10 protein-coding genes are annotated in these 12868 nt (G+C 41.6%); 3 read left to right on the forward strand and 7 right to left on the reverse strand.

Annotated elements, in window-relative coordinates; genetic code table 11:
* Nucleotides 1-50: 50 nt before the first annotated feature.
* A complete protein-coding gene (locus tag CLV58_RS16300; protein WP_106138892.1) occupies nucleotides 51-1499 on the reverse strand; it encodes a hypothetical protein in 1449 nt (482 codons plus the stop codon).
* Between the two features lie 380 nt (nucleotides 1500-1879).
* Between CLV58_RS16300 and CLV58_RS16310 the strand changes: the two genes are divergently transcribed.
* The 3 genes from CLV58_RS16310 to CLV58_RS16315 all read left to right on the forward strand — a co-directional run bounded on the left by CLV58_RS16310 (nucleotide 1880) and on the right by CLV58_RS16315 (nucleotide 4355).
* Nucleotides 1880-2209 (forward strand): hypothetical protein, encoded by a 330-nt coding sequence (locus tag CLV58_RS16310; protein WP_106138894.1) that lies wholly within the window; start codon nucleotides 1880-1882, stop codon nucleotides 2207-2209.
* Nucleotides 2210-2234: 25 nt separating this feature from the next.
* Nucleotides 2235-2477, forward strand: coding sequence for a hypothetical protein (locus CLV58_RS28055; protein ID WP_146141453.1), 243 nt, complete (start codon nucleotides 2235-2237; stop codon nucleotides 2475-2477).
* A 189-nt stretch (nucleotides 2478-2666) separates the two neighbouring features.
* Nucleotides 2667-4355 (forward strand): hypothetical protein, encoded by a 1689-nt coding sequence (locus CLV58_RS16315; RefSeq protein ID WP_146141454.1) that lies wholly within the window; start codon nucleotides 2667-2669, stop codon nucleotides 4353-4355.
* A gap of 481 nt (nucleotides 4356-4836) precedes the next feature.
* Here CLV58_RS16315 and CLV58_RS16320 read toward each other — a convergent pair whose 3' ends face one another.
* From CLV58_RS16320 to CLV58_RS16345, 6 genes are all read right to left on the reverse strand, one after another.
* Nucleotides 4837-5856, reverse strand: coding sequence for a 5'-methylthioadenosine/S-adenosylhomocysteine nucleosidase family protein (locus CLV58_RS16320; RefSeq protein WP_106138896.1), 1020 nt, complete (start codon nucleotides 5854-5856; stop codon nucleotides 4837-4839).
* Nucleotides 5857-8391 (reverse strand): GAP1-N1 domain-containing protein, encoded by a 2535-nt coding sequence (locus tag CLV58_RS16325; RefSeq protein ID WP_146141455.1) that lies wholly within the window; start codon nucleotides 8389-8391, stop codon nucleotides 5857-5859.
* On the reverse strand, nucleotides 8378-9229 hold the full coding sequence (locus tag CLV58_RS16330) for a TRAFAC clade GTPase domain-containing protein (protein WP_106138898.1): 852 nt from the start codon (nucleotides 9227-9229) through the stop codon (nucleotides 8378-8380). Before CLV58_RS16330 ends, CLV58_RS16325 begins: the two co-directional genes overlap by 14 nt.
* A gap of 2 nt (nucleotides 9230-9231) precedes the next feature.
* Complete coding sequence (locus tag CLV58_RS16335) at nucleotides 9232-10197, reverse strand: TRAFAC clade GTPase domain-containing protein (protein ID WP_106138899.1); 966 nt, start codon at nucleotides 10195-10197, stop codon at nucleotides 9232-9234.
* Between the two features lie 2 nt (nucleotides 10198-10199).
* Nucleotides 10200-11459: a GTPase-associated system all-helical protein GASH gene (locus CLV58_RS16340; protein WP_106138900.1), complete on the reverse strand. Its 1260-nt coding sequence runs from the start codon at nucleotides 11457-11459 to the stop codon at nucleotides 10200-10202.
* A 590-nt stretch (nucleotides 11460-12049) separates the two neighbouring features.
* Nucleotides 12050-12370 carry a hypothetical protein gene (locus CLV58_RS16345; protein ID WP_106138901.1) on the reverse strand — a complete coding sequence of 107 codons (321 nt, stop codon included), beginning with the start codon at nucleotides 12368-12370 and terminating at the stop codon, nucleotides 12050-12052.
* Between the last annotated feature and the right edge of the window lie 498 nt (nucleotides 12371-12868).

Consider the following 12868-nt stretch of genomic DNA (forward strand, 5'->3'; position numbering starts at 1 on the left):
ATTTGCTACAGAAGGGGCCATAATAGCTCAAGGTGACAATGAATATGTTACTAATCTATATTCCAATACGCGCTCGGATCGCCATCGAAGGGATCATTATCGTCTTGCCAATACTTAGGAAGTCCATCAAAATCAGCCGCTTCGGTCCAATATCGTTCTTGCCGGTCTTCATCATCACGATAACTTTGTTCTAAATGCGCGAAATGTTCGTCAAGTTCCGTCAAATATTTTCTTACTGCATTGATAGCTTTTACTATTGATTCTTTATACTGGAAGGGGAATTTTGTTAAGATGTTAAAATCATACCTTCTATTCAAACCTAATCCATTGAGTCTTTCGACTTCCTTGCTTTCGATCAATTTCTTAAACAATATGGTTTCGATTTCTTCGTAGTCAAGGTCAAACAGTCCAGCTGTGGGCGTCTCAAAATCACTCGTACCGATGTATATTTGTTCTAAGGAAAAGTCAAAAACAAAAGAGTCATGGTCACTGTACACTGTGAACTTTGGAACGAATTCGTCGAACTCGATCGATGTGGCTAGAAAATATATTTTTGTAGATTCCTTCAGCTGGATAGCTAACGCATCGTAAATCAAAGGTTGTGCTAGAGCTCTGGGTATTATAGAAGGCTTTTGGCCCGAAACGATTGTTGAATTGTACCAAGCTAGTTCTTTTAATAAATCGTCATATTCCCGTATATCCCTAGTTAGAGTTGAATATGCTTCTTCATTGGAAGATCTGCACATGGGATATCGATCATAATAAAACGTATGTAAGAAGGAATTCATTGTATGTTTCAAGCCGCAGCGAATTACCTTTTCAGAATGCAAGCCTATAACGTACCGTAGTATGACATACTCCCACGTTCCTTGCTGATTGTACTGATTGTATACTTCTGGATCGACCAACAAGGGCTTTTTTACTGTAGGAACTATTTCCCAATTCCATAAGTCTCCTCCCAATCGAGAGAGGTTGACGTTAACTGTATCGTGTGGGTTGTCATCGTTTAACGAAATAGTCGCAATCTCAGAATTCCAAACATAGGATTTCCAGTCAGGTGTCAGGTCGCTTATGATAGGAGACTCTGAATGAAAATAGTGATAACTGGTAATGCCCCGTCTAGATATAAGTTTGGCGTCGGAATTGTTGCCAACTATAAGATTTAGAGACTGTTCAGTTGTTGATTCTATTGTTTGAATGTAAAAGTATTCTTTACCATAACCATGTTCTATGTGCTTTACACCTTTGAACCCTCGTACTGGTAAATTATTCTCGATAAAAGAAAGTATTTTGTCGCATTCTTCTTCTCTGAACCATGGAGAGTGTTTGGTTCGGCCACTAAAAGCATCAGTTTTCGTTAAACATGTATCATAAGCTTTAACGTATCCCTCGACAACAAGAGATACGGCAGTATCTTCATTCTTCAGAACCTGTATAGTGATGCTGAAATTCTCTTTGTAATGTGTGAAGGGTGGCACTATAGGCGAATCTACCTGCATGATTAGTGAGTTTTAAAAGTCAAGCTGTAGTAAGTAAGACGACATGCGGGTGGTACTGAATGCGTTCGCGCTGGCCGTTCCATTTGACTTGTGACAGTCTATATGCCTGGTGCTCATCTACTGCGTCAATCAATATCGTTTCGCTGGCATTCTCCATGAATTGATCAGTATGAGGGCATTTCCCTGCAACCCTAATTACCGTCATGATGTATGTCTTCATGTAATGATTTGTCAGTAGATGAACTCCCTAGCAACTCAATCTTCCAGGTACAAGATAGAGTATTCATCAGTTTAAGCTTATGACCACTCACACAAAAAGCGACGCTACTTTATCCGGGTAGCGTCGCTTTTTGTTTATTCTTGCGCCAAACCACCAACACATGAAAGTATTCGTTGTCAGTTTGTGTCTCTTCCTGATCGGCTCGGGCGCGGCCCTGGCCCAGCGGCAAACCTATGTGTACGGGCGTCGTACCGGGGGGGGACTATGGGTGCCGGGATATTATCGGCCGTATGCACCGAGCGATATTTACCGTCAACGCCGGGGTGTGGTGGTGATAGTGGCGGTGCCTGGCCAGGCACCACAAAAAGCGGAAACGCCGGCTATGCCTTCACTGCGGGATGATTCGGGCGGTTGGGTCGACGGGCTGGTCAAGCAGCAGGCTACCAGCGATAAGGCGATTGATTTTATGCGTAGAGCTGGTGAGAAATGAGAGAAGGAACTCGCTGCTAAGAAAAATGGAAAAAGTAAACATTAGTAGACATATGCCAGATCACGTACCAAACCCGCTACCGGAACTCAACTTTTCTATGATCAAGCATGATCAACCCGAAGCATTCAATGAGCTAGTAAGGTGGTTGCTTGAAAATGAATACCATTATAAAGGGGAGGAATTACTTATACCATTTCAGTTGATCAATGATTATTACGATGTAGATCTAATAGAAAAATACTTCAGGGAAAATAAAATTCTGGGTTAAGCCTAGTGGGATATTCCATAGCTATTACTTCGGAGGTCTAAATGCTGGCTGGGGAAGTGGCTATATATCAAAAGATGCAGCAAAAGCAGCTGCCCTTCAAGAAGCGTTCAAAAAAAGGCAAAAGGCACTTGTGTAATAGGGGCGAATCTTTTTTCAGTGAAGCTATTTAGTTTAACACAATATTTATAAATGGAGCGCAAAGTAGTTACATACGCCGGTTCTGAATTGTCTGACTTCATATTAGGTAAACTGAATCAGGATGGGTCAAGGACTTATTCAAACTTTGAGTTCCGTTGGGAACCCCCTAGTAGTCCAAGCCATGCTTACGATAGAGCAAAACGAATAAGCGGTAATCCAAATTACAGGCCTTGGCCATTTAAAATGCCGAGTGCTATGTGGGATTTTTCGACTAACCGTGCTTATTATATAGACAGTTTAAAGAGTCGTCCGGATTACTTTAACGCGACAGAAGAAGAGAAGTTTGAGGCTACTAATCCACCCAAATATCTGATTAATGGCTGGACAAGATTAGGAGGGAGCGTAGACGAATTTACTGCGAGTATAAGCAATGTGGACGTAAATTCAGATATATACATAAACGATACTACCTTTAATGATACCCTACTGATTAATTATCTAGTATCTAAATATTATATACGTTTTAATAATTGCGTGTTCAAAGATACTGTCAATTTATTGTATTCTCAGATCGATCAAGTGTCATTCAGTCATTGTCAATTTGAGTCAGGTTTGTTTGTTACCAATTGTGATATTAATAATCTGGCAATAGAGGGTAATTCAGTTGTAAAGAATATTAATATCAAGATTGATGCAAAAGAAGATTATCCTCTGCGGATACTTCAAAATGATATGCCTCATAAAGTGGAAATTTTACGAATCAAAGATACGAACGTAGAGGAAAAGCTAGAAGTGATTGGGAGGAATATTGGCAGCATTGCTTTTGATCAGGCAACAGTTAAGCAAACTGTTATAAGGCTTGAGCAACCTTCTATTAATATATCAAGTGATAGTAAAAAACACATCGTTGATCAGTTGGAGTACACTTGTACAGCAGGAGAAACACCATCTAGCTATGCTATATCTAACCTTTCGATTGAGAACCTGAAACTGGATGGATTTATAAATTCAGATGACGTGTTTAAAATAACTTCTTGTGACGTTAAAAGATTTCAGTTTCAAGATTTCGCTAATGGAGGAAAGTTTGTTCTAAACGATGTTCGAGTGTCTGATGAATTAATAATAGATAAATCTGATTTAGCAGAGGCTTTGTTTATTGGTGTGAATTTGAGGAGCGTAAGAAAGTGTGAAATAATTAAGTCTAATATTATAGAAATAAGTCTTTATAATACTTCTTTTTCTAATAATATTAATGAAAAAAATGATTCGCTTTACGAAATAAGAGATATATACAGGCAATTAAAGTACGCATCTTCTAAGCAAAATGACAGGCTGAATGAACTTAGGTATGAAGCCGTGGAGTCGTCTGTAATTCGGAAGATATTAGAAAATGGTAACGATAAAGATAAGTGGATTTTTAAATTTAATGACTGGAGTAGTAGGCATGGGCAAGACTGGGTACGCGCAGGGAGTAAATTGTTTTGGTGGGGACTGGCGTGCTTTGGTATTATTCAGTTATTAATGGGTTATATTAATTTTATGCCGCAATTAATCTTTGAGAATATAGCAAATTTTATAGCTTTTTTAAATCCTATACATAAATTTTCTGAGATATTTGGTGAGCCATACACTCCGTTTGGTAATGGATTGGCTATGTTTATTGATGCAGTCTTTAAGTTGTTCTCTGCGTACATGCTATTTCAGTTTCTCCGAGCTTTTAGAAAGTATTTCAGATCTTAAAAAAAGCCGCCCGATTTTATCGGGCGGCTTGTTACTTCTATCCACACCATTTATTGCGCGTTTGGCGCGCAATAATATTACAGGTAGGTTAATGCTATAATAATCGTTGTTATTAAAGACGAGAGGGGAAGAAAAGCAGCCCATTCAATAACCAGGCTGTTTACTAGTGTTCCTAAACCCTTAACCACTTATATATGAAAAAACCGGCGGGCCAAATGGGCCTCGAACCCGCGCCTGCACTTGCTTGTGACATGCATTGTAAGTGGCCGTGTTAGGCTTCTTTGGACTCAACGTATCTTAGCGATGCTACAACCAACTTCGCCAGCAAAGCAACGGGTAATCCGACCAGCGTGGTGCGATTAAGCAAGGAATGGTAGACGACTGATAATGACGATCGGAAATGAGGTAATAAGTTACGAAGCTGAAAAGATCTATTTTTTAATCTACGCTAGATTAAAAAATAGATCTTTTCAGCTCAACCCTAGTCTCTAAACAAATCATTTTGAGAATTAGGATTGTCAATTCTTATCTGCTCAATTAATGTTTGTAAAGTAATATTCGCTCCTCCACCACCAAGTGCTAAACGCTCAAGCGCATTGTACCACTGTGATCGTCGGTTCATGCTGTTAATTAAGATAGACACATCGCCGCCAGCTCTTTTCCATATATCATCTTGCTCCGGCCCTTGAGAGTACATTTCAACTAATGCGTTAAGAAGCTTACCTCGGAAGACAACATCTTTTATGTCATTTCTTTTTCGAGTATCAGCTAGCTTTTGGCGAATCACTGAAAAAACAAAAGCGGCTGCATTGTCAGCGGCTCTAGGTTGAGAACCACTTGCGTCAGCCTCATCTTTATCGCTGATCATATCGGAAATTCCTCGTATCTCCATTGCATCAGTGTTATGGGCGTGTGATGCCACCATAAACCCAATTCCTTCCATACCTACAGCTAAGGCATCGCTACAAAATCTTCGCAAGTATTGGAAGGTGATGGCTCTTTCTGAAGCAACGACCTTGTCTCCAGCAGCGATAGGTTCTACATAAGCTTTTACCTGATCTCTAGTTTCCATGGGTAAATCTTCCTTCCAAGTATTATCTCGCAACAGCTGTTTAGCGATCTGCTGTAGCGAGTATGCGGAGGGAATAGTGTCCAGACGTGGCCGGAACTCATCATCGTCTTTGCCCATTTCATACCCAATTACCTTTGTGCTTGCGACAACATCACCAAGTTTCACATCTTTCAACCCACCAGCAACACCGACAAAAAACGCCACATCCGGCTTAAAATACTCGAGGGCACGAGTGGTTTCATCAGCTGCCCGGACGTTACCGGCACCAGTCTCTACTATCAATACTTCTGCCTGGTTGCCATGGTGAGAGAATGTCCCTCTTTCGTATTTAGATGCCGTTTGAGAATGGGTTTCAGATTTTACGTCGCTTATGTAAGCTTTCATTGCACTGAACTCAAGACTCAGAGCCGTTTGTAATAATATTCGCATTTATTTGAAGTAGTTTGATAATTCTCTCAAGTCAGAATTATTTGGATGATCTTCCAGCATAATTCTAAGTAATGATTTAACAGTAAGGTGTTTGCCTCCACTACCTGACCGCAACATCTCGATTGCATTCCTCCAATTTTGTTCTCTGCTAAAGTTGTTGCTTAGCTTAGAGTTTTCACCGCCCGCACGTTTCCAAATGTCATTTTCCTCGGGACCTCTATCATAAAGACGAATTGTCACTTCCAACAACTTACTGTATATTTCAGATTCTGAGACAACACGACCCAATAGATGACCGTGTCGAATCATTTCGAAAAAACCTATGCTAATCAGAGACCGGCAGACAGATAGAGCAGGATGATAGGAACGATCATCCTTAGCTTTTTCAAAAACTTGCCGGGCTGAAAGTGTAAACGTTTTTGTGGCGATTACTCTACCTAAGTGTATAGAAAGACCTTCGTACAAAGGTGACGTATAACGGGCGATGTAATCTGCCAAAAAATTGTCTCTTAGTCCTGGAATACATTCATAAACATTGAGAACTGCATCTATTCGTTGTCTGTAATTCCACAAAAACTGGGTAATTACTGAATCCCGTCTGATTTCGTTTACTAGTTCTTGTTCGGGAGTTGACAACTTTTCGCCCTGTGCTATTCGCGTCAAAAAAGCCTGTGCAGTGGCGTTTATGAATCTAGAACGGATAGGGGAAGGAATTTTGATCCAAAGCTCCTCTCTGTGCTTGTTATCTACGAGGTTGCTATGTTCACTCTCTGCTAACATAGCTAGAATCTTCACTGGAATATTTTTGCCTTTTAGTAATTCACTGAATATATCTGCTGCTTTTTGGGACAAATCTATGATTCCATGCGACAAGTTTTTTGTTTTGTCTAAGCTTGCTGCCCAAATTCTCAGCCAAACATTAATATGTATATCAAGCGGGTTGAGTAGTACCCCACTCCTTACACTTCGAGTAGCATAGTCACTGATGAAGATGTCATCTTCAAATTTTTTACATAGCTCAAGTAGATCGGTATCCGAAAGCTTTGGTACTAGAAATTTGGTTCCTATGAATAACGAATCAGTAGATGTGAACTCGAGTAGATATTGCTCAGTGACCGCAATATTCAACGGTCTAGCAATCAGTAATAATTTTGCATGTAGTAAAAACCAGTTGCGAGGTTTGATAAATAACGCAATATTGTCTGCTGCTGCTTTGGAAAGGTCTAAAGGAAGATGAGTGGATAACAAATCGGACGTTGCTGAGTCAGTAGGGACACGTTTCAGTATCGAAGCTATGGGAGCATCAATATGTCCTAGCAGTTTCCACAGTACTCGTATTGCTGAGGGTTCTGCAGAACTTGAATATATGGTTAGTATTTCTGCGATTAATTCTGACCACCAGTTTGCTTCTGGTATTGAATCAACAGCGCGATATAAATCAAGTATGAGTTGTTGATCTATGACAAGCTTGCCCGTAAGCATGCTTAGTAAAAACTCTTTGATTGACCATCCCAGTAGTATTTCGCCCTTATGGAACTCGTGCAATGTTAAGTTCTTTAGTGCTTTTACGTTCGTATCTTGGCCTCTTCTAATCGAGTTTGCAACGTACTCTAGTACTTGATTCTTTATATCAGACCCTGATGTTGGTGCCGGTGAGATTCTTGCAATAAGGCGTAAAAGTAGCCTTGCTTCATTTGGACTTATGTCAGATTTCAGCTTCACGTAAAGTTGATAAGCTTTGACTGTAGGATTAAGTATGCTCCAGTCGCTCATCGAGACCTGTAATGTCCGTATAAAACTCTCGAAATCGTTCTCTGCCCTTCGAGTAAGAATATATTTCTCTACTTCTGTAAGATTAGTAGCTATCATTTTATCCTTACCTCCCGTTACAGCTGTTTTTCTGAAAGCAGTTGCTAAAGATGGTTGGACATAAACAATCTTCTTCTTACTATCTAAGTTATTGGGAGAAAATGCTACCGTGAACGTTAAGCTTTCTCGGAGTGACACTGGTAGCCCCTTCCAGATCGCTGCAATGGCTTCTTCGAAAGCAGGAAGTTCACCACAGAATATAACCGGAGACTGATTTTCAATCAAACCAGCAACTATTTCTTGACTATCCATTGTCGGAGAATCCGGCAAGGATTGATGTTCATCTACCATTAAAGGTAAACTAATGGGTTGAAGTTTCTCGAATACTTCTGGTTTCGAAGTTACAAAAAGTGCAAAGAGATGTTTTAAATTATTAACAAATGAAAGATCATGGATGTCAATTATTAAGGCATGACTAAAGACCATACCTCCTCTGCTTGCACTGTAGTCGGTAATAGTGCGGACAAATATGAATTTAGTTCCATGATTCATTCCGGAAATATAAGGAGACATTTGAATGCCTGCCGGTATTCCGCTAGGTCGGTCGGTAAAAGCGGTCAAGAAAGAAGCCATGCCGAAATCCTCTGAAGAGGAATTGATGCAGCCATGAGCGCGGTTTACTTCACCATAATAAGCCTGCTGAATTATTATATCAGTGTTTTCCAAGCAGAATTTTAATTAAGACAGTTAGGTCTTTGTTCAACTCACCTTGTGGTGAGATAAAAAATCCAAAATCTTCTGGGCCACGTTTTACAAAGTCTAAATCTACTTCAGTTAGCGAGAGTGTACGTTCGGTCGATGAAAGGCCAACCACTGCATAGTTTTGAGACCAAGTCGACTCGATAAATGCATAGAGAGCTGGCGCTTTTTCTTTAAGTACTTCTAAGGGAATTTTCTTCTGATCAACTTCCTCTATTAAGTCCCAACATGAAAGAGATACTACTAATCTTGGTTGAGATGTACGATTGGACGCTATCTTTTGCGCGTAAAGCAAAATCTGGAGTAGCTCTGTATAGAAAGCTGACGAAGAAAGCTTCAACGGTGTCTCATTCTTACTACGTTGTTCCAGTATCTTTTGCTCAGGAAGGCCCCGATTGATTATATCCTCGATAATAGGCAGGCGGTCTAGTCTAATGAATAGCATCCATGAGGTGCTTTCCTTTAGTTGATTAGTCCAATCCTTATTGACCCTTCGATCTATTACAATCGAATTAACCTGTTCCCCGCCATAGTCGGGAAATCTCAAAGAAGTTGCTCTACCCGTATCGTCAATAAGATCGAGTTCCAAAACTTCGTTGGCCGATACGTTAGTATGACCAGCCGAACGACCTTCGTTTAGGTTCTCCAATACCTCTTTAAATACCGTGAGGTTTTCGGGTGGCGAGGTGATTTTGTAAGAACCTGTACGGCTTTGTAACCTGCCATACAGTTGTCCACCAAAGTGGGTTTTTCCTACATCTGGCCCACCTATAATTAGTATGTGTTCACTTTTCTGTCGTTCCATGCTTAGCGTATAGAAAGAAACATATCCTCAGGCTTTTTCGAAATAACTACAGGGGACTCGTTGAGGTCCCTGTCAAGCATTGAAAGTACCCAAGCGATGCTGGCACAGACGTTAGCATGATACTCTCCCTTTCGCCCTTCGCGTACACTAGTTTCGAATTCTTTATATTGACTGATAGGGGAATTGGTGATGTATGTACTGATTTGAGCTTTTATATCAGGATCGAGTGTCACATCAGATTTCGACCAGATCAAAGCAAAGGGCCTATTATTGATACCTTGTTTTATTCGGTCAGCAACCATTCTTGTCTGCTTCCGGGCTTTGCCAAGCTGATTACTCGCAAGCATGTCACAGTCAGCAAAGAGCAGGAATGCATCTGCGATAGTATGAATCCACAGCGCCCCGGCTGCGTTAGGATCTTTTTCGTTAAAGGCCCAGTGATCGAACCATTCTCCTGGAGCATCAGTGAAAATAAGATCTTTTGTCCTGTTATTCTTGTCCCGAAGCTTCAGATGTAGAAGGCCTGGTACGCGCCCTGCATTGCTGGTCGTATGTTCTGGGAATTCTATTGAATTATCTTCCTTCCAACTTAAATACCAAGCAATATTCTCCCAGCCAGTCAAGGTTAGTGATCCTGCAAAGCGATATTGCCCAACGGTAGCACCTTGCCTGAGGAGACAATATAGAGTAGCCAAGAATGTGGTTTTTCCTGCACTTGCAGCACCCGTGATACCTATAACCGTTAGTTGGTTTAGCGATGCTAAATACTCAAGATCTTTAAGACCCATCGCATTACCCGTCCAAGGTGCCCTAATGAAGAATTCATCAGCATCGGTTTGTGGTACTTGTTCACCAGCCGTCTTCTGAGCCGGCTTATAATGAGGACAATCTTTTAGTACTTCACATCCTTCATTATTACATCCAAATTCATCAGGATAACAGCTATCTACTTCACAATTTCCGGCCATTGTTACAAATCGCTTAAGTAGTGCACGTATTGATCTTTCAGAATTATCACCGCAAGCTCTGAGTTACTGATAAGGGCATCGGGTGAAATTCCAGTTCGTGACTGGAATTCATCAACACTTACCTTGTCGTAAACCCCCAAGCTTATAAAATTTAGCAACCCTATCCGGCCATTTATTTCCTTGTCTTTCAAGTAGTTTTTTAGAATCTTCTTATTGCTGGGTGTCAGCAATTTAGAAAGCATCTCAGTGAAGTTTGTCTGTTCTCGAGCTTGAGCGCTTAGTGTTGATAAGGTACTCTGTAGCAAAAAGTTTACGCTAATTGGAGCAACTGCGGGTAGTTGATGGAATAGATCAACAGACATTATCACCGGCTGAAGTTCATCACTCAGCGTATGATAACTGTTTTTTAATGAAGGTGAATACATCGTCTGTTTCCACCAAAGCAGCTTACTCCGACGCTCAACAGCGATGAGCGATTTTAAAGAGTTGCCTAAGACCTGATCAAGCGCTTTTCTTAGGTCGGTTGCGAATTTATTTATAGGCGTTTCGACAGAAGCAGGTGAAAGTGAGCCACTGAACTGATTTAGTGTATTTTCAACAAATTCGACTATTCCATCTCCCGCAAGTTTCGAGAAATGAGCCCCCCACTGAGCGGGATGATTGTAAGGGTCATGGCCATTTGAAGTTCTTTGAGCTGCATTATTTAGTGCGGCCTTCAGCTTAGTATCAACAGTTTTGACTTCACCAAATTGCAAGCCTGTAATTTTGAGCGTTGGCACTCTAAGGCTGGGCTCCGTCTCGTCCAATGACCATTGCTCTGCTGCGTCAGTTTCGACGAGATCTCCAAATTCATTGAGCAATCGTTCGATGATCGTTTTTTCACGGCCTAATTTAGCATAGGGATAGAAGTTGCTTCCTGCCAGATAAATTATACGTGCCAAGTCAACATCAGCAGTGCCAGTATTATATAGGGCATTGATTATCACAGCTCTAATTATCTGCACAGGCCTATCTGAAAACTTTGCGCGTAAGGCCTTCCAATGAGCTGAAATGATTGTCTCTACATCAATAACCGCAGGCTCATCGGTTGAGACGTCTGGATCCAGCGCCGTCAGAACGTATTGTTCAAGGAGGGAAGGCGTTGCCTTTAGTTTCGCTTCGAGATCCGCTATAGAGTTTTCTATGTTAGTAAGTCGCTCATCGCTGTCGCCTATGTCCAGCAAGCCCGCCTGAAGTACGGGTTGTAAAAGGGGGTTCTCCATACGAGACTAAATCGTTTGATTATAAAGGTTTGGAATTGTAGGAAAAGAAATGCCAATTATAATGTCAATCTTGATATTATTACTTACCCTTTTATCAGAAGGTATCAGCTGATATAGTTACGTGTCTGAGTCAACCGTTTTATTCTTCTTACGATCTTCTCGTCAAGGGCGATATAATTATACGAAGATTAATCATGATATAATTGTTCTGAGAGCTTGTGTGGCCGACACGGCATCGGAAAGCCACATACAACAAAGTGTTTGGTACCGGTTGACTGATAGCCAATCAAACCGGCTGAACGGACAGACTGTTGGTGCTGGATCTTTACTGATCTGCGGACGTAGGGCACAAAAAAAAGTCTTACCGGTAAAGTCAGACTTTTGAATTTAAGCTAGGGTAGGGATCGACCCCACGACCATAGGCTTGAGTGAATCTACGCTCTTCCAACTGAGCTGTGTTGACTTATAGCCGCCAGATAGCATCAGAATCGTCTGTGGAAATATTGTTTTTTTATGTAATTCCAACAGCGGCAAAGCAAAGTCATCTTATGAGGAATGCTTCGCTTTGTCGCTGTTATTGGAGTGAAAAACTATCCGAAGTTAAGGGCGATGTTAGCCCACATATCAGCTGTCCCCTCCCACATCTGCGCCGTACGTAGTTTGCTCAGTGCTTTCACTGCCAGTTGCTGCTGTTCCAGATAAGGTGAGTTATCCGAGAGGGCTATCAGCCGCTCCGTACAGTTGGCTCGGCTATTGGCTGGGGCGCTTCGGCTGTCTGCTGATCCTGGTGGCTTCCTATGCCGGAGGAGTGTCCTGGGGCTGGTAGCGTCGACGGGGGTACTTATCGCACTGAGTGTTTCGGCGAGCGGTGTTGCCGGGGCTGCTTCTGATTTGGTGGTTTGCTTTGCCATTACTTGAGGTGGGGCGGTTCAGCGCGCCCTACGCACTGAAATGAAACGATGTAATCGGCAGCCATTAAAAACGTCAACCGCGTTCTTATCGTCAATGACCAACTGAATCGCGCTGGAGCTAATGCTTGTCGTGTCGGTCTGGCACCTGCTGAAGTGCGTGAAGGAAACTTATCAACTGCCGTCGCATTTGCTGGTTACTGCGTCGACTAGGAATGACGTTTGGGTGCTGTGGCGTATTGGTCGGGCATACTGACCAAAGCAAAAGATATTCTGACATTTTAAATATAAAATCTCTCATATTTTAATGCTTATGATAGTTAAGTATTTTGGTGAGAACGTACACAAGCGCTAATTGTGTCATGGTTATTGAAAGACTTGACTACAGTTCGTTGAGTTCTGAACTCGGTCTGTCAGCCTCTACGACGGTCGATATTGATAATGCTAACCAGCGCAGCCTGCACGTGCATCAGGCTTATTGGTGGTAGCCTGCCAGGCTGG

Origin of the sequence: Spirosoma oryzae (assembly GCF_003002825.1) — a bacterium.
GTDB lineage: Bacteria > Bacteroidota > Bacteroidia > Cytophagales > Spirosomataceae > Spirosoma > Spirosoma oryzae.

Bases quoted from the DNA above. Each gene is read 5' to 3' on its own strand.
- CLV58_RS16300 (WP_106138892.1), bottom strand. From the start codon at position 1,499: ATGCAGGTAGATTCGCCTATAGTGCCACCCTTCACACATTACAAAGAG.
- CLV58_RS16340 (WP_106138900.1), bottom strand. From the start codon at position 11,459: ATGGAGAACCCCCTTTTACAACCCGTACTTCAGGCGGGCTTGCTGGAC.
- CLV58_RS16310 (WP_106138894.1), top strand. From the start codon at position 1,880: ATGAAAGTATTCGTTGTCAGTTTGTGTCTCTTCCTGATCGGCTCGGGC.
- CLV58_RS16320 (WP_106138896.1), bottom strand. From the start codon at position 5,856: ATGCGAATATTATTACAAACGGCTCTGAGTCTTGAGTTCAGTGCAATG.
- CLV58_RS16335 (WP_106138899.1), bottom strand. From the start codon at position 10,197: ATGGCCGGAAATTGTGAAGTAGATAGCTGTTATCCTGATGAATTTGGA.
- CLV58_RS28055 (WP_146141453.1), top strand. From the start codon at position 2,235: ATGGAAAAAGTAAACATTAGTAGACATATGCCAGATCACGTACCAAAC.
- CLV58_RS16315 (WP_146141454.1), top strand. From the start codon at position 2,667: ATGGAGCGCAAAGTAGTTACATACGCCGGTTCTGAATTGTCTGACTTC.
- CLV58_RS16345 (WP_106138901.1), bottom strand. From the start codon at position 12,370: ATGGCAAAGCAAACCACCAAATCAGAAGCAGCCCCGGCAACACCGCTC.
- CLV58_RS16330 (WP_106138898.1), bottom strand. From the start codon at position 9,229: ATGGAACGACAGAAAAGTGAACACATACTAATTATAGGTGGGCCAGAT.